Consider the following 16,940-nt stretch of genomic DNA (forward strand, 5'->3'; position numbering starts at 1 on the left):
ATCGACCGTCCACCCTTGACAAATGGCGCGCCGACCTGCCTTAGGCGCGGCCATAAATGTCAACTTTTTGTTGATTTCCCCAGCCATCGAAAGACGATCAAATGCACGCCTATCGCACCCATAATTGCGGCCAGCTTCGCGCCGAACAGGTCGGCCAGACCGTCCGTGTCTCCGGCTGGGTGCACAGGAAGCGCGACCACGGCGGGCTGCTGTTCGTCGACCTGCGCGATCATTATGGCCTGACCCAGATCGTCGCCGACAGCAGCGACGCGGTTTTCGCGACGCTCGACGGCCTCCGCGCCGAAAGCGTGGTGACGATCACCGGCGATGTTGTCGCGCGCTCCGCCGAAACGACCAACGCCAACCTGCCGACGGGCGAGATCGAAGTTCGCGCGCGTGAAGTTTCGGTGCAGTCGGCCGCCATCGAACTGCCGATGCCCGTGGCGGGCGAACAGGAATATCCCGAAGATATCCGCCTGAAGTACCGCTTCCTCGACCTCCGCCGCGATCGCCTGCACGCGAACATCCTGCTGCGTTCGAACGTGATCGCCAGCCTGCGCCGCCGTATGGTCGATCAGGGATTCACCGAATATCAGACGCCGATCCTGACGGCCTCGTCGCCCGAGGGCGCGCGCGACTATCTGGTGCCGAGCCGCGTCCACCCGGGCAAATTCTATGCGCTGCCGCAGGCGCCGCAGATGTTCAAGCAGCTGCTGATGGTCGCGGGCTTCGACCGCTATTTCCAGATCGCGCCCTGCTTCCGCGACGAAGACGCGCGCGCCGATCGTTCGCCGGGTGAATTCTACCAGCTCGACTTCGAAATGAGCTTCGTTACGCAGGACGACGTTTTCAACGCGATCGAGCCGGTGCTCGCGGGCGTGTTCGAGGAATTCGCCAACGGCAAGTCGGTAACGCCCGCCGGTTCGTTCCCGCGCATCCCGTACCGCGAATCGATGCTGAAGTATGGCAATGACAAGCCCGACCTCCGCAATCCGCTGATCATCACCGATGTCTCCTCGCACTTCACCGGCTCGGGCTTTGGGCGCTTCGCCGATATTGTCGCTGCGGGTGATGTCGTTCGGGCGATCCCGGCGCCGGCGACCGCCGAAAAGAGCCGCAAATTCTTCGACGACATGAACAGCTGGGCGCAGGGCGAAGGTTTTGCCGGCCTCGGCTACGCGACGCGCAAGGGCGGCGAATGGGGCGGTCCGATCGCGAAGAATCACGGCACCGACAAGATGGACGCGCTGGCCGCCGAGCTGGGCACCGGCCCCGACGACGGCCTGTTCTTTGCCGCGGGCAAGGAAGCTGTCGCGGCAAAGCTTGCGGGTTTTGCGCGCACGCGCGTGGCCGAGCAGCTCGAACTGATCGACGCCAACACGTTCGAAATGTGCTGGATCGTCGATTTCCCGATGTTCGAGGCCGATGAGGATACCGGCAAGATCGATTTCAGCCACAACCCGTTCAGCATGCCGCAGGGCGAACTCGAAGCGCTCGAAACCAAAGACCCGCTCGATATCCTCGCGTGGCAGTATGACATTGTCTGCAACGGCGTCGAACTGTCGTCGGGCGCAATCCGGAACCACCGCCCCGACATCATGTACAAGGCGTTCGAGATCGCGGGCTATTCGCAGGCCGATGTCGATGCGAACTTCAGCGGCATGATCAACGCGTTCAAGTTCGGCGCGCCGCCGCACGGCGGTTCGGCGCCGGGCGTCGACCGCATCGTGATGTTGCTCGCCGACGAGCCGAACATCCGCGAAGTTGTCGTCTTCCCGATGAACCAGAAGGCCGAAGACCTGATGATGAACGCACCGGCACCGGTCAGCGACAAGCAGCTCAAGGAACTCGGCATCCGGCTGGTCGACGGCCCTAAGGGCTAAGGCATGCGCGAACCCCTGGAGCACCGGCTGGAAACGCCGGAAGGCGACATCTGCTGGTTCGAGTGGGGAACGCGGGGGCAGCGAGCTTCGGTTCTGCTCCTCCATGCCACGGGCTTTCATGCGCGGTTATGGGATCAGGTGGTCGCGGCTTTGCCGTCGGGCACGCACGTCATCGCGCCCGATCACCGCGGCCACGGGCGCAGCTACCGCCCCGCAACGCTCGCCAACTGGGCGGCGACCGCCGATGCGCTGCTGCCACTGCTCGACCGCCTCGGTGGACATCCGCTCGTCGGCGCGGGGCACAGTATGGGCGCCTATGTACTGACGCGCCTCGCGGCGCAGCGGCCGGCGGCCTTTCGTCACCTCGTCCTGATCGACCCTGTGATCATGAACCCGGCCTCTTATGAGGGCGAGAGCGCCAGGCCGATCCCCGATCCTGCCGACCATCCCGTCGCCCGGCGGCGGAACGCCTGGGCCAGCGCCGAAGAAATGCAGGCGCGCTTCGCCGACCGGCCGCCCTATGCGAACTGGGATCCGCGCGTTCTGACCGATTATTGCACCTACGGGCTGCTTCCGGCGACAGACGGTGAAGGGCTGGAGCTTGCCTGTCCCCCCGCGCTTGAGGCGTCGGTCTATCAGAATGCGCTTCGCACCAGCCCGCATGAGTGGCTGCAATATCTGACCACGCCGTCGACCGTGATCCGCGCGCCCACTGGCGAGCGTGGCGGCCTGCTCGATTTCTCGCTCAGCCCGACCTGGACGGGTCTCGGGCCCGCAATCGGTGCCGAGCGCGACGAGCTATGGCCTGATCATAGCCATTTCATCCCGATGGAGAATCCGGCGCGCGTCGGGACGCTGCTTGCCGAACTTCTCTGACCGGCCGGCCGTAAGAAACACAGCCCAGGCTGTGCCATAAAATGACATGGCGTATCACTTGCTTGGTACGACAGGCTTGCTTGCGCTAGGGGTGGCGCATGAGCATTTCCCTTTCCGACCATGAAACCGGCGCTAAATATGACGGCGACTATTCCGATGACCTCTCGGCGCTGGAAGACCGTCTCGAACGGCTGCAGGCGGCGCACATCATCCATGGTCAGCGCAGCATCATCATGTTCGAGGGCTGGGACGCCGCAGGGAAGGGCGGAATCATCCAGCGGCTGACCGCGTCGCTCGACCCGCGCTATTTCGAAGTGTGGCCAATCAGCGCCCCGAATGAAGAGGAAAGGGCGCGCCATTTCCTGTGGCGTTTCTGGAAGCGTCTGCCCGGCAATCGCGAAATCTCGATCTTCGACAGGAGCTGGTACGGCCGCGTCCTCGTCGAGCGCGTCGCAGGCTATGCGAATGAAGCCGAGTGGCGCAAGGGTTATGACGAAATCAACGAGTTCGAGGCGCAGCTGACCGGCAGCCGCACGAACCTCGTCAAACTCTTCATCCACATCACGCAGGAAGAACAGGACAAGCGTTTCTCTGACCGGCTCGACGATCCGTGGAAGCGGTGGAAGACCGGAACCGAGGACTATCGCAACCGGTCGAAGCGCAAGGACTATCTTGCCGCGATGGACGAGATGTTCGCGCAGACGCACACCCGCTGGGCACCGTGGAAGGTGATCGACGGCAACAACAAGAAGGCCGCGCGCATCGCGGCGTTGACGCATATCATCGAAACGCTTGAGGCTGCGGTGCCGATGACCCCGCCCGATCTCGACCCCGCGGTCGTCAAACTCGCGGGAAAAGCATTCGGCTACAAGCCCAAAGACTAGGTTTTTCGGCCTTCTCGGCTAGCAATGTCGGCCCTCAGTCGCTACATGAGGGCGATGAGCCGCGCCAAAAGATCCGACGACTGGGGTTTCCCCCGCTGGCGCCCCTATGGCTCGTCGCGCGAGGCACAGAAGGTGCGCCTGTGCGATCGCCACGGCTGTACCGCGCCCGGAAATTGCCCTGCACCCAAATCGCCGAACAGTCCCGAGCGCTGGTATTTCTGCGAAACCCATGCGGCTGAATATAATCGTGGCTGGGATTATTTCGAGGGACTGAGCGCAGAGGATGCGGCCGCACGCGCCGCCGAAGAGAAGCGCGGCGCCAACAGCTATGCCCGTGCACAGCATTATGCGTGGGGCGGATCGGGTGACGGCAGCCGCAGCGCCGACGAAATGCGCGCGCTCGAAGTCCTCGACCTCGAACCCGACGCCGATTTCGAGGCGACGAAGAAGGCGTGGCGCAATCTCGCGAAGGAATGCCACCCCGACGTCAGACCCGGCGATGCCGAAGCCGCCAAGCGCTTTGCCGCAGGGCAGGCGGCGTTCGAAATCCTCAAGCAGGCCGAAGAGCGGAAGAGCTGGAAGCCGGCGTAGCTGCCCGGGTGCGTGACAGATACTGACTGGAAGCTGACATAGAGATGTGTGACCCGGCGAAAGCCGAGGTCCAGAACTCTAACGCGAACTTGGCGTGTTTGCGCGTTGGGTTTCGGCTTTCGCTGGCCTGCACAAAGGGCAGTCAACCCACACCCAAAGCGGACAAAACAGCTCAATTATATACGCACGCATCGAGCCCGTCGCGCCCGACCTGGCCGATGCGCGCGCGGATCGTGTTGCCATAGCGGCGCGTGAAACCCGACGGGCTCACCGCCTCGCGCTTTTTGGGAAGTGGCAGGATCGCAGCGATGCGGGCTGCCTCGGCCGGGGTCAATTTTGCCGCGCCATGCCTGAAATAGCGTTGCGCTCCCGCTTCGACGCCATAGGTGCCGAGCCCGGTCTCGGCGACGTTAAGGTAGACCTCCATGATCCGGCGTTTGCCCCAAGTCTTCTCGATCAGGAAGGTGAACCAAACTTCGGGTACCTTGCGGACATAGCGCGTCCAGCCGCTGCCCTGCCACAGGAAGACGTTCTTGGCGGTCTGCTGGCTGATCGTCGAGCCTCCGCGTATGCGTTTGCCCTTGGCGTTGCGTTCGATCGCCTGCTCGATCGCATCGCGGTCGAACCCGTCGTGGCTGCAGAATTTACCGTCCTCGGCCGCGATCGCGGCGCGGACCATGTTGCGGTCGATGCCCGGCAGGCTTTCCCAGTCCTTGGCGATCCCGTTGCTGTCGAGCAGCATCGTCAGCGTCACCGGCGGCGGCACGACGGCATAGACAAGCACCCAGAGCACCGAGGCGATGACGAACCACAGCAGCCATTTGAACGGACGGAGATACCAGGGGAGCTTGCGCTTCCTTGCGCGGGAGGGAGTTGCCATGCAGGGCAAATTAGTCGCTTGCGGCTTTGAGGCAAGCGGGCTTGATCGGTCTTTCGTCTTGCGGGACAAGAAGGCTTGGAGGAGTCAGGGGATGCCGTTTCGACTTCTGCTTTCGTTCGTCGCCCTCGTCGCTGCGATCCCGGCCCTTGCGAACGAGGATCGCCGGGACCTCTGTCCCGACCGTCCGGGGCTCGGAACGCCCGCCTGCACGATCGATGCCGGCAGCGCGATGCTCGAAATCGGGGGCGCCGACTGGACGCTCGACCAACGCGCGGACGGCCGTTCCGATAGCTGGACGTTCGGCGACGCGTTGCTGCGTGTCGGGTTGACGCCATCGCTCGAAGTGCAGCTGGGCTGGACGATGCTCGGCCATGTGCGCGACCGCGACCGGGCGACCGGCGAAGTGACAAAACGGACGCGGACCGGCGACGTCACGTTCGCGCTGCGGAAGAATTTGCGCAATCCCGACGGGTCGGGGGTTTCGGCCGCGTTGATGCCTTACGCTACGTTGCCGTCAGGCGGTGAAAATATTGGGGCGGGCGACTGGGGCGCAGGGCTGCTCGTGCCAGTCGGCTTCGAACTCGGCGCACTGTCGCTCGGGCTCTCGCCGCATGTCGACGCGGCGGTCGACAGCGATGGCGACGGGCGCCATCTTGCCTATGGCTCGGTTGTCGGTATCGGTTTCGATCTGTCGGACGATATCTCGATGACGGCCGAAATGTCGATTACCCGCGACCGCGACCCCGATGGCCATTTGACCGAGGCATTGGCGGGGCTTTCGGTGGGCTGGCAACCCGATGACGACAGCCAGTGGGACGTCGGCGCCAACGTCGGCCTCAATCGCGACAGCGCGGACGTCGAACTCTATTTCGGCTACGCCCGCCGCTTCTGAAGGCTGTATCCCTGCAGGGATGCCGCCAGCGTGTTTCGATCGCCCGCAAGTGGGAGCACGGTTTTACGCGCCCACCAGCCGCCGGTCGCCCGCGAGCTTCAGCATTGCCTTTTGCAGCTTTTCAAACGCGCGGACCTCGATCTGGCGCACGCGTTCGCGGCTGACGTCGTAAACCTGACTCAAATCCTCGAGCGTCTTGGGATCGTCGGTCAGCCGGCGTTCGGTCAGGATATGGCGTTCGCGCTCGTTGAGCGTTTCGAGCGCCTCGTTGAGCAGCGAATGCCGCACGTCGCGCTCCTGCGCCTCGGCGACGCGTTCGTCCTGCAACGGGCCCTCGTCGCCGAGCAGATCCTGCCACTGGCTGTCGCCATCCTCGCCCATCGGGACGTTCAGCGAAGTGTCGCCGCCCATCGCCATGCGGCGGTTCATGCTCACGACCTCGTCCTCGGTCACGCCGAGGTCGGTCGCGATCTTCGCGACATGTTCGGGGCTGAGGTCGCCGTCCTCGAACGCTTCGAGATTGTTCTTCATCCGGCGGAGGTTGAAGAACAGCTTCTTCTGCGCCGCCGTGGTGCCCATCTTGACGAGGCTCCACGACCGCAGGATGAATTCCTGGATCGAGGCGCGGATCCACCACATTGCATAGGTCGCGAGGCGGAAGCCGCGTTCGGGGTCGAACTTCTTCACCCCCTGCATCAGCCCGATATTGCCTTCGCTGATCAACTCGCTGACGGGCAGGCCATAGCCGCGATAGCCCATTGCGATCTTCGCGACGAGGCGGAGGTGCGAGGTCACGAGCTGCGCCGCAGCTTCATTGTCGCCATGCTCCTGAAAACGCCGTGCGAGCATATATTCCTGCTCGGGCGTCAGAAGCGGAAACTTCCGGATTTCGGCCAGATAGCGGTTCAGGCTCGCCTCACCGCCGAGCGCGGGCACCGTTGCCGGAACATTGCTTTTGTTAGCCATAGCGTCTTCCCTAAAATTCCAGAGGAGAGATATGCCGCGGTTGACATCCACGGTCAAAATAGATTTTTATTCGAAACCTAAACGCGCAGTTCATCGATCAGTTCCCGCATGTCGTCGGGGAGGGGGCTGTCGAGTGCGATCCTGTTACCGGTCACCGGATGAATAAAACCCAAATGGGCCGCATGCAACGCCTGACGCGCAAAATTACGTGCTTTTAATGTTTCCGACAGCGGCTTTTTGACGCGGCCATAGACGGGATCGCCGACCAGCGGGTGGCCGATATGCATCATGTGCACGCGCACCTGATGTGTACGTCCGGTTTCCAGCCGGCATTCGACCAGGGTCGCATTCTTCAGCGGCTCGATCGTCCGGTAATGGGTGATCGCGTGTTTGCCGCGCCCTTCGGCGACCACCGCCATTTTCTTGCGGTTTGTGCCCGACCGGCCGAGCGCCGCGTCGATCGTCCCGGTCGCGGGTATCGGCCGCCCTGTCACCAGGGCGAGATAGCGGCGGTCGATGCTGTGCGCGGCGAACTGCTTCGCGAGGCCCTCGTGCGCCTTGTCGTGCTTGGCCGCGACGATCAGCCCGCTCGTATCCTTGTCGATGCGGTGGACGATGCCGGGACGCGCGACGCCGCCGATCCCCGACAATTGCCCCGCGCAATGGTGGAGCAAGGCATTGACCATCGTTCCGTCAAGATTGCCCGCGGCGGGATGGACGACCATTCCGGCGGGCTTGTCTACGACGATAAGATGCTCGTCCTCGAACGCGATGACCAGATCCATGTCCTGAGCGACATTATGCGCCGGCAGGGCGGCGGGCAGGCGAATCTCGATCGTCGCGAGCGCTGCGGCCTTCGCCGAGGGGTCCCACAGAATGGCGCCGTTCGCATCCAGTACGCGGCCGCCCTTGATCAGGCTCTTCAGGCGTTCGCGCGAAAGATCGGGGAGAGCCTCGGCGAGCGCCCGGTCGAGCCGCAGCCCGGCCGCGCTGTCCGGAAGCGTCACGGCAAGTATTTCGTCGTCCCCCAACATTGATGGCGATATGATGCGAATGCACTGAAATTCAAGGGGGCGACCCGCCGCATCGCGCTTGCCCTGGCCCCCCCGCCTGCCGTAGGAGCGGCGCACGCCGGAAACATCCGGCCACTGCGCTGGGGAGCCTGTTCATTCATGACCGACGATCGCGTCGATTTCGCCTCGATGCTGGCTTCGCGCCTGTGTCACGATCTGCTCAGCCCTGTGGGGGCCTTCGCCAACGGCCTCGAGCTGCTCGCCGATGAAAAAGATCCCGAAATGCGGGCGCGCTGCATCGACCTGCTCGAACAAAGCGCGCGGACGTCGGCAAACAAGCTCAAATTCTTCCGCCTGGCGTTCGGATCGGCGGGCGGCTTTGGCGAACTCGTCCCCGCGGACGAGGCGAAGTCGGCGATCCATGGCATCATCGGCGACCGCGCGATCACCCTTAACTGGATGATAGGGAGCGAGCCGCTGCCGAAACCCGCGGTCAAGATCATCCTCAACCTCTCGCTGCTTCTCGTCGACGCATTGGTGCGCGGCGGCCGGCTCGACGTCGGCTGCGAGAAGCAGGGGGAGGGCATCGAAATTGCGCTGCATGTCGAGGCCGAGCGCATCTTCCTCGACGCCGACGTCGAGCGCATCCTCGCCGAGGGCGAAGGCGCCAGCCCGATGACCTCGCGCACCGCGCCCGCAGTGCTGGTGCAGGCCGTGGCGCGGCAGAATGGCGGCACCGTGATGCTGGCGCGCGAAACGTCGACCTCGTTGCTCGTCGGGGCCGTTCTTCGCGGCCGCGGGTAAAGTCTCCCTTAACCATTCTCGGCCATGGTGGAGCCTCATTTTTGGGGCGCACCGGTACGGCGATGGACGATCTGCTCAACGACTTTCTGGCCGAAACGGCGGAAATCCTCGCCGATGCCGGCGGGGCGATCGTCGCGTGGGAGGCAGATCCGGCCGACCGCGCCCAGCTTGACGCCATTTTCCGCCTCGTCCACACGATCAAGGGCAGCTCGGGCTTTCTCGCATTGCCGCGCGTTACCGCGCTGTCGCACGCCGCCGAGGACGCACTCGATCAGGTGCGCCGCGGGAACCGGCAGGCCGACGCAGCGCTCGTTACGGGCGTGCTGGGCATTCTTGACCGGCTGACCGACCTTTGCGCGGTGCTCGGCCAGGGCGGAGTCGAACCGGCCGGCGACGACCGCGATGTCATCGACGCCCTTGCCGGGCAAGCGGCGTCCGGCGACGCGCCGTTCGAAGTCGCGGGTGTGCCGCTTCGCCGCGACGATGATTTCAGCGCCGAGCTGCAAAGCTGGCGGTCGATCCGCGTGCCACTGCCGTTGCTCGACAGCGTGATGACAGGGGTCACCGACATCGTGCTCGCCCGCAACGAGTTCGCCCGGATGCTGCGCGAATCGGGCGCCAGCCCGTCGGTCATCGCATCGTTCGACCGTCTTTCGGACTCGATCGCGGGCATGCGCCAGTCGGTCAGCCAGATGCGCATGCAGCGGATTGACAAGCTGTTCGCGCCGCTTCCGCGCATCGTCCGCGACCTCGCGCAGGACCTGGGCAAGAAGATCGCGTTCCAGACCAGCGGCGGCGAAGTGGAGCTCGATCGCGAGATGATGGAAAATATCCGCGATCCATTGATCCACATCGTTCGCAACGCGATCGACCACGGCATCGAACCACTCGAAGATCGTGTCGCCGCAGGCAAGGACATCACCGCGACGATCTCGGTTTCGGCGCGCCAGTCGGGCAATCAGATCGAAATCGAGATTCGCGATGATGGCCGCGGACTTGCTCCCGACGCGCTGGTCGCGAAGGCGATTGCGTCGCGCGTGGTGACCGCGACCGAGGCGCGTGCGCTGGGCTCGAAGGAAAAGCTGGGGCTCATCTTCCGCCCCGGTTTTTCGACTGCGGCGAAGGTCACGTCGGTTTCGGGCCGCGGCGTCGGCATGGATATCGTCAAGGCGAATGTCGAAAAGATCGGCGGGGTTGTCGAACTGCGCAACGATGAAGGGCGCGGGCTGACGATCCTGCTCCGCGTGCCGATGACGCTGACGATCATTTCGGGGCTGATGGTGCGGGCGGCGGGGCAGTATTTCGCGATCCCTCGCGGCGCGGTGCGCGAAATCCTGCTCGAAAGCGGCGATACGGTGCGGATCGACAGCCTCGGTGGCGGCGAACTCGCAACGGTACGCGGCGAACAATATCCGCTCCTGAGGCTCGAAGACGTGCTTGGTCGCGAACGCGACGAGAGCGACGACAGCGACGACCGCGCACTCGTGATCGTGCGCCCGGGGCAGGGCCAAAGCTATGCACTGAGCGTCGCGGCGATCCACGATCATGAGGAACTGGTGATCAAGCCCGCCGCGCCGATGATCATGGCAACCGGTCTCTATGCCGGGACGACGCTGCCCGACAACGGCCGTCCCGTGCTGCTGCTCGACGTGCAGGGACTGCTCGCGGCGGCAGCAATCGATGCGAGCGAGGCGGGCCGCAGCCTCGATCGCACCGCCGAAGCCGAAGCGCATGCGACGGCCGAGCGCGACGCCGTGCAATTGCTGCTCTTCCGCGACATGAACGACCGTACCCGCGGCGTGCGCCTGTCGGTGATCGAGCGGGTCGAGGAAGTCCCCATGTCGGCGCTGTTCGAAAGCGCGGGCAGGGTGCAGGCCCAGATCGGCGACGATATCTTCGCTGTTCACGCTGCCAGCGTGCCCGAGGGGAACGGAACGCTGAAGCTGCTCCGGCTTTTCGATGGCTGCGCGGTGCTCTGTTATCCGATCGCCGAGGTGGTCGACATCGTCCGCCTGCCGAACGCGATCCAGCCGTCGGCCGCGCCGGGCCTGATCGCAGGGGTCGCGCTTGTCGGCGGCGCGCCGGTCGAACTGATCGATCCCTTCTGGCTGATGGAACAATATGCCGTGACGACGGCTGCTTCTGCGCTGCGGCAGCCGCTTTGCAGACTTGCCGACGATCACGACGGCTGGGGCGACAATTTTCTCGCGCCGATCCTGCGAAGTGCCGGATACCGGGTCCTGTCGGGCAAGGATGTTTCGGACGAGACTCCCGACGTGCTGCTGTGCCTGACCGAAGACGGCGTGACCGGCGAATATGATGGGCCGGTAATCCGCCTTCGTACGTCGGCGGCCGCGGCGGGTCCGGGGGACGAAACCGTCTATCGCTACGACCGTCAGGCGCTCCTCGAAGCGCTGCGCCGCCGGGTTGGAGGAGAGGGCGCGTGATGGACAAACTCTATCTGATCGCGCGCATCGCCGACACGCGCATCGCGCTGCGCAGCCGCGCGATCCATTCGGTCGTCACCGTCGGCACCCCGGTCGAAATACCCGGTGCGCCGTCGCATGTCGCGGGCCTCTTCGCGCTGCGCAGCCGTGTCTTTACCCTGATCGACCCGCATGTCGTGATCGGGCTCCCCGCCGTGCCGGTTGCGCCGGGGCAGCGGGTGATCATCGTCGATGTCGCCGAACATGGCTATGCGCTGCTCGCGGACGAGATCGAGGATGTCTGTTTCATCGATGCGCCCGAAACGCGCATTGCCGGAAAACTGCTTCCCGGCTGGGCGCGCGTTGCCGACGCGATGATCGAGCACCGGGGCACCTCGCTGCTCGTCGTCGACCCGTCGCATTTCATCACGTTGCCGGCCTTAAAGGCGGCATGAGTTTGGCCGTTATTAACTCGCTGAATACATCTTGGCCGTAAGCATGGCCAAATCCCCGGGGGTCGGAGTTAATTTGATGTCGAAATCTTGTCTGGTGGTCGATGACAGCAAAGTCATTCGCAAGGTCGCGCGCCATATCCTTGAAAGCATGTCCTTTGCTGTCGAAGAAGCGGCCGACGGACAGGAAGCGCTGACCTTTTGCCGCGCCCATCGCCCCGACGTCATTCTGCTCGACTGGAATATGCCGGTTATGAGCGGGATGGAGTTTCTGGGGGCGTTCAACGATCTCGATTACGGGCATGAGGAACGGCCGCGGGTCGTCTTCTGCACCACCGAAAACAGCATCGACCATATCCGCGCTGCGATCGAGGCGGGGGCCGACGAATATGTGATGAAGCCGTTCGACCGCGAAACGCTGGAAGGTAAATTGCAGCTCGTCGGCATCGCCTAAGTTTTATTTGAGGTTTTTCGGTGGCTCGACCGCAACCCCTGATACCCGACCCTGAGCCGACCGCGCGCACCGTGCGCGTGATGCTCGTCGACGACAGCCTCGTGGTTCGCAGCATCCTCGAGCGGATCGTCGATCAGCGGCCGGGGCTTGAAATCTGCGCGTCGGTCGCGTCGGCGCACGAAGCGCTCGCCTATCTGGTGCGTGAACCCGTTGATGTCGTCGTGCTCGACATCGAGATGCCCGGAATGAACGGCATCGACGCGTTGCCGCATATCCTCGAGCGCGCGGCGAGGGCGCGCGTCCTCATCCTGTCATCGAACTGCGTCGAGGGCGGGCCGGCCGCGGTCGAGGCGCTTGCGCTCGGTGCCAGCGATACGCTGGCCAAACCCGGGCGCGGCAGCTTTTCAGGCCGTTTCGCCGAAGTGCTGACCGACCGTATCATGACCTTGGGTCATCAGCAGGAATTTCCGGCGCCCGTGCCGGTCGCGCAGCGCCGCGCGCCCGAACCGGCAGCGCTGGCGATCCACACCGGTCAGCCGATCGAATGCATCGCGGTGGCGGCTTCAACGGGCGGCATCCCTGCCTTTACGAACTTCCTCGCGAACCTCGATCCCCGTATCACGGCGCCGATCCTGCTGACCCAGCACCTACCCGATGCCTTCATGGAATTTTACGCAAAGCAGATCGCGACGATGACCCCGCGCCGCGTGCGTGTCGCCACGGCCGGAATGGCGATCGAGCGCGGCCATATCTATCTTGCTCCCGGTGACGCGCATTTGCTGGTCGTTGCGAACGGACGCCGCCGCGAAATCGCGCTCGATCGCCGGGTTGTCGACAATGGTTGTTGCCCGTCGGCCGACCCGATGCTCGATTCGGTCGCGGAGGTGTACGGCAAGGGCGGCGTGGCGGTCATCCTCAGCGGTATGGGCCGCGATGGCGTGCTGGGCGCGGCGCGGCTCAAGGACGCGGGGGGCACCATCTTCGCGCAGGCACCCGAAAGCTGTGTGATCTGGGGCATGCCAGGCGCGGTCGCCAAGGCGGGTATCGCCGCTGCGACGCTGAACCCCGACGCGATCGCGCTGATGCTCGGCAGCTTTCTTCCGGGGCGCCGCAAGTCATGATGGACGCCAGCGCGAGTGAATCGGCCTACCGCGTCCTGATGGGCGTGCTCGAATCGCGGACCGGGCAGACCCTGTCGCCGAACCGCATCTGGCGGATCGAAATGTCGCTCAAGCCCGTCATGCAGCGCCACGGTATTGCCGACCTCGATGCGCTGGTCGCGGCGCTCGTCACCTCGAACAGCCGGCAATTGCTCGACGACACCGTCGATGCGATGCTCAACAATGAAACCTATTTTTATCGTGAATACAGTGTATTCGACGAGATAGCTTCGACTGCGCTTGAAAAGATTCGCGAGATCAACGCCCAGCGCCGGCGGATGACGATCTGGCATTGCGGCGTGTCGACAGGGCAGGAAGCCTATTCGATGGCGATGCTGATCGCAGAGCAGGGCGAAAAATGGGCGGGCTGGCAGGTCGACATCGTCGGCACCGACGTCAGCTATCACGCGATTTCGCGCGCCCGCATCGGTCTTTACAGCCAGTTCGAAATCCAGCGCGGGCTGCCGGTCCAGCGCATGGTGCGCTGGTTCGACCAGACCGAAGGCGGCTGGCTGGCCAAGGCGGATATCAGGCGCCGGATCGATTTTTCGGTGCAGAATATGCTCACCGACCGGCCGCCGCTCAGCTGCCCCGCCGATCTCGTCTTCTGCCGTAACCTTCTGCTCTATTTCTCTGCGCCGATGCGCCAGAAAGCTTTTGCGCGGCTCCGCGCGATGGCGGCGCCGCAAAGTTTCCTCGTGCTGGGCGCAGGCGAGACGGTGCTTGGCCAGACCGACCAGTTCGTCGCGAGTCCGCGCCTGCGCGGGCTCTACGAACCCGTCGATCAGCAGGTTCGCCGGCCACCGATCGCGTCTACGCTCGCCGCCTGACCTTGCTTTTTGCGCGCCACTGGCGCAATCGGCGGCTTGGCAAGGACAGGACGGGCCCACAAAGCGCATGAGCGATTTTATCGAACGCTGGTCACCCAATTTCGACGAGCGCTCGCTGCCCATTTCGATGATCGTGCTGCATTATACCGGCATGAAGAGCGGTGCCGAAGCCATTGATCGGCTTGCCGATCCCGACGCGAAGGTGTCGGCGCACTACGTCGTCAGCGAGGATGGGCAGATCACCCATATGGTGGCCGAAGACAAGCGCGCCTGGCACGCCGGAAAGTCGCACTGGCGCGGCATCAGCGATATCAATTCGGCCAGCGTCGGGATCGAGATCGTTAACCCGGGGCACGAATGGGGCTATGTTCCCTTTCCCGATCCGCAGGTCGCTTCGGTCGTCCGGCTTGTTCACATGATCAAGGATCGCCACGCGATCACGCGCGGCAACGTCGTCGGCCATTCGGACATCGCGCCGGCGCGCAAGCAGGATCCGGGCGAACTTTTCCCGTGGGATGAACTGGCCCGCCGTCGCCTCGCGCTGCCGCGCCCGACAAAAAAGCTCACCGACCCCTTGTGGACCGACGCCGGCTTCCTGCTCGCCCTCGAACGTTTCGGCTATGACGTGACCGATGGTTTCGCCGCCACGGTGGCCTTTCAGCGGCGGTTCCGCCCTGAACTGATCGACGGGACGATCGACGGCGAATGCCGCGCGATCCTGCTCGCGCTGCTGCTTCCCCAGCCCGAGGGCAATTGACTCGTCAAACCGGCCCTCAGGGCTTATAATGAAAGTGCCAGAGGGTCGGGCGATCGCCGCTTCGCGCAAGCGAGGGGGAGGAAAGTCCGGGCTCCACGGAAACCACGGTGCCGGATAACGTCCGGCGGACCGGTCTTCGGACCGGTTCAGGGAAAGTGCCACAGAGAAAAGACCGCCAACGGCTTCGGCCCGGCGAAAGGTGAAAGGGTGCGGTAAGAGCGCACCGCGCGGACGGTAACGGACGCGGCACGGCAAACCCCACCGGGAGCAAGGTCGAATAGGGATGGCACGGATTTATCCAGGGTCGGTTCCGGCCCCGCCGTCCGGGTTGACTGCTTGAGCGTTCGGGTAACCGTACGCCTAGAGGAATGATCGCCCAGTCCCTGCGAGGGGATGGACAGAACCCGGCTTACAGACCCTCTGGCAACTCTCTCCCGCAGGCGGCGCGGAACCGCGCCGGGCCGGGCCGCGTATTAGGCGGACCAGAAAAGGAGACGAACCATGAAAGTCGTCGATGAGCATGTCGAGGTGACCGAAACCGAGGCGAGCAGCGGGGTCAAAGGACATAATGTCCGGTACGTTCTGGCCATTTCGCTGATCGCCGTGATCATTGTGCTGTCCGCGATCTGGATCATTCCCGCGCTGTTGCAGCCCTGATCGGCGGGATGGTTATTTCGCCTTGGCCACGCTGACGAGTTCTTCCTCTGCGCCCGGCGTATCTTCCATGTAGATCGTTCGCACCGGCCGTTTGAACTTGCGCGTATAGAGCTTGTCGTAACTCCGGTCGCCATCGGTCGCGACCTTGAGCAGGCTGGTTATCGTATCGCCGGTCACCACGTTCCAGCTCATTTCATCGCCGTCATGCGCAAAGGTGCGGCTGTACACCGTCGCGTCGAGCCCGATCAGCCGCATGCGCGGCGGATCCTTCGCCTTGTCGGCGCGATATCGGTAGATTGCAGACAAGGCGGTGGTGCCGCCGGTCAGGTCGCGGATGGTGAGAACCCCCTTGTCGATCGACAGCCCGGCGGAACCCAGCCGATCAGGTGCGAGCGAGAGGGTTCCCGCAGGCTCGTGTCCGAGATCGAATTCGGCGCGATAGCTCAGCATGACATGAAGCGTCCGCGCATCGGGGCTCGCGACAACATAGGCGGTATCGGGGTCTCCGTCGCCGTTCAGGTCGCCATCGACCCGCACCTCGATCTCGTCGCCCATTTCCAGCCCGTCGTTCAATATCGCGTCGGAAACCGGCTGCATCGGTTCGCGTGCCGGCGCGGCGTGTGCGGCGCTTCCGAATAAAAATGCGGCGACTAACCCCAGGCTTCGCATCGTCCATCCTCCCACCGGTCGCGGCCAGATTATCAGTTGGTAGGGCGGCGTCCAGCGGGTGTCGGTGATGACGCGCACAATATTGCCGGAGCAATGGCGGGGGGGAGCTGCCAATGTTTCCTTCACCGTTCGTCATCCCTGGCTTGACCCCGGATCAAGTCCGGGGCGACGAGACAGGAGATGATGGCTTCCGGTTGTTATCTACCGTTCCTCGGCGAACGGCGCGGGCGAACGCAGAGGAAGGGCGGAAAGTCAGGTTGCGGGATAGCTGACCGCCATCACTTCCCATTCCTTGGGTCCGGCGGGCAGTTGCACCGTGCGCAGATCGCCGATTGCCGCGCCGCGCAGCGCGCGGGCGAGCGGGCTGTTCCAGCCGATCCGGCCTTCGCCGGCTTCGGCTTCGTCGTCGCCGACGAGCGTGACGATGCGCCGCGTGTCGTCGTCGTCGGCAAGCTCGACGGTCGCGCCGAACCAGATGCGGCTCGTGTCGGGCTGCTGTGCGGGATCGACGACGCGCGCCGCTTTCATCCGGCGCGCAAGAAAACCGAGCCGGCGGTCGATTTCGCGCAGCCGTTTGCGGCCGTAGATATAGTCGCCATTCTCGCTGCGGTCGCCGTTGCCCGCAGCCCAGCTGATCACCTCGACCAGCCTGGGCCGCTCGCCCCCGAGCAGCGCGTCATATTCGGCGCGCAGCGCGGCGAAGCCCGCCGGACTGATGATGTTGGCCTTGTCCCCCGCCACGGATT

The 16,940-nt window shown here is 64.2% G+C and carries 18 protein-coding genes and 1 other RNA gene; 14 read left to right on the forward strand and 5 right to left on the reverse strand.

All coding sequences use genetic code 11. The features are described 5' to 3' along the window. The first annotated feature begins 101 nt into the window (after positions 1 to 101). The 4 genes from aspS to VN047_RS20280 all read left to right on the forward strand — a co-directional run bounded on the left by aspS (position 102) and on the right by VN047_RS20280 (position 4,234). The gene (aspS, locus tag VN047_RS20265; protein ID WP_325545896.1) at positions 102 to 1,883 is read left to right on the forward strand and encodes an aspartate--tRNA ligase; all 1,782 of its coding nucleotides are present in this window, start codon (positions 102 to 104) and stop codon (positions 1,881 to 1,883) included. A 3-nt stretch (positions 1,884 to 1,886) separates the two neighbouring features. Then, a complete protein-coding gene (locus tag VN047_RS20270) occupies positions 1,887 to 2,759 on the forward strand; it encodes an alpha/beta hydrolase (protein WP_325545897.1) in 873 nt (290 codons plus the stop codon). Between the two features lie 98 nt (positions 2,760 to 2,857). Continuing rightward, positions 2,858 to 3,643: a polyphosphate kinase gene (locus VN047_RS20275; RefSeq protein WP_325545898.1), complete on the forward strand. Its 786-nt coding sequence runs from the start codon at positions 2,858 to 2,860 to the stop codon at positions 3,641 to 3,643. A gap of 54 nt (positions 3,644 to 3,697) precedes the next feature. Further along, a complete protein-coding gene (locus VN047_RS20280; protein WP_325545899.1) occupies positions 3,698 to 4,234 on the forward strand; it encodes a J domain-containing protein in 537 nt (178 codons plus the stop codon). Positions 4,235 to 4,406: 172 nt separating this feature from the next. On the opposite strand, the gene mtgA is transcribed toward VN047_RS20280, so the two are convergent. Then, a complete protein-coding gene (gene mtgA, locus VN047_RS20285) occupies positions 4,407 to 5,114 on the reverse strand; it encodes a monofunctional biosynthetic peptidoglycan transglycosylase (protein WP_325545900.1) in 708 nt (235 codons plus the stop codon). 91 nt (positions 5,115 to 5,205) lie between these two features. Here mtgA and VN047_RS20290 point away from each other — a divergent pair, with 91 nt between their 5' ends. Continuing rightward, positions 5,206 to 6,006 carry a transporter gene (locus VN047_RS20290; protein WP_325545901.1) on the forward strand — a complete coding sequence of 267 codons (801 nt, stop codon included), beginning with the start codon at positions 5,206 to 5,208 and terminating at the stop codon, positions 6,004 to 6,006. 63 nt (positions 6,007 to 6,069) lie between these two features. Here the strand turns inward: VN047_RS20290 and rpoH are convergent, their stop codons facing one another. Continuing rightward, positions 6,070 to 6,972, reverse strand: a complete 903-nt coding sequence (rpoH, locus tag VN047_RS20295) for an RNA polymerase sigma factor RpoH (RefSeq protein WP_325545902.1) — start codon at positions 6,970 to 6,972, stop codon at positions 6,070 to 6,072. Between the two features lie 77 nt (positions 6,973 to 7,049). Beyond that, on the reverse strand, positions 7,050 to 8,006 hold the full coding sequence (locus tag VN047_RS20300) for an RluA family pseudouridine synthase (RefSeq protein WP_325545904.1): 957 nt from the start codon (positions 8,004 to 8,006) through the stop codon (positions 7,050 to 7,052). 138 nt (positions 8,007 to 8,144) lie between these two features. Here VN047_RS20300 and VN047_RS20305 point away from each other — a divergent pair, with 138 nt between their 5' ends. The 9 genes from VN047_RS20305 to VN047_RS20345 all read left to right on the forward strand — a co-directional run bounded on the left by VN047_RS20305 (position 8,145) and on the right by VN047_RS20345 (position 15,525). Next, entirely contained in the window at positions 8,145 to 8,789 is a 645-nt protein-coding gene (locus tag VN047_RS20305; protein WP_325545906.1) for a histidine phosphotransferase family protein, read from the forward strand. Between the two features lie 41 nt (positions 8,790 to 8,830). Then, positions 8,831 to 11,236 (forward strand): chemotaxis protein CheA, encoded by a 2,406-nt coding sequence (locus tag VN047_RS20310; protein ID WP_325545908.1) that lies wholly within the window; start codon positions 8,831 to 8,833, stop codon positions 11,234 to 11,236. Further along, positions 11,236 to 11,670: a chemotaxis protein CheW gene (locus tag VN047_RS20315; protein WP_325545945.1), complete on the forward strand. Its 435-nt coding sequence runs from the start codon at positions 11,236 to 11,238 to the stop codon at positions 11,668 to 11,670. The genes VN047_RS20310 and VN047_RS20315 overlap by 1 nt, the downstream gene beginning before the upstream one ends. A gap of 76 nt (positions 11,671 to 11,746) precedes the next feature. Beyond that, on the forward strand, positions 11,747 to 12,121 hold the full coding sequence (locus tag VN047_RS20320; RefSeq protein WP_325545910.1) for a response regulator: 375 nt from the start codon (positions 11,747 to 11,749) through the stop codon (positions 12,119 to 12,121). Between the two features lie 20 nt (positions 12,122 to 12,141). Then, positions 12,142 to 13,242 carry a chemotaxis-specific protein-glutamate methyltransferase CheB gene (gene cheB / locus VN047_RS20325; protein ID WP_325545913.1) on the forward strand — a complete coding sequence of 367 codons (1,101 nt, stop codon included), beginning with the start codon at positions 12,142 to 12,144 and terminating at the stop codon, positions 13,240 to 13,242. Next, a complete protein-coding gene (locus VN047_RS20330) occupies positions 13,239 to 14,111 on the forward strand; it encodes a CheR family methyltransferase (RefSeq protein ID WP_325545915.1) in 873 nt (290 codons plus the stop codon). The genes cheB and VN047_RS20330 overlap by 4 nt, the downstream gene beginning before the upstream one ends. Before the next feature lie 67 nt (positions 14,112 to 14,178). Continuing rightward, complete coding sequence (locus tag VN047_RS20335) at positions 14,179 to 14,868, forward strand: N-acetylmuramoyl-L-alanine amidase (RefSeq protein ID WP_325545917.1); 690 nt, start codon at positions 14,179 to 14,181, stop codon at positions 14,866 to 14,868. Positions 14,869 to 14,905: 37 nt separating this feature from the next. Next, positions 14,906 to 15,296: RNase P RNA component class A (rnpB, locus tag VN047_RS20340), an RNA gene on the forward strand. 73 nt (positions 15,297 to 15,369) lie between these two features. Beyond that, positions 15,370 to 15,525 (forward strand): hypothetical protein, encoded by a 156-nt coding sequence (locus VN047_RS20345; protein ID WP_325545919.1) that lies wholly within the window; start codon positions 15,370 to 15,372, stop codon positions 15,523 to 15,525. A gap of 12 nt (positions 15,526 to 15,537) precedes the next feature. Here VN047_RS20345 and VN047_RS20350 read toward each other — a convergent pair whose 3' ends face one another. Next, positions 15,538 to 16,122: a hypothetical protein gene (locus tag VN047_RS20350; RefSeq protein ID WP_325545921.1), complete on the reverse strand. Its 585-nt coding sequence runs from the start codon at positions 16,120 to 16,122 to the stop codon at positions 15,538 to 15,540. Between the two features lie 324 nt (positions 16,123 to 16,446). Continuing rightward, positions 16,447 to 16,935, reverse strand: a complete 489-nt coding sequence (gene greB, locus VN047_RS20355) for a transcription elongation factor GreB (RefSeq protein ID WP_325545922.1) — start codon at positions 16,933 to 16,935, stop codon at positions 16,447 to 16,449. Positions 16,936 to 16,940: the final 5 nt, after the last annotated feature.

It is taken from the genome of Sphingopyxis sp. (assembly GCF_035565275.1).
Taxonomy (GTDB): domain Bacteria; phylum Pseudomonadota; class Alphaproteobacteria; order Sphingomonadales; family Sphingomonadaceae; genus Sphingopyxis.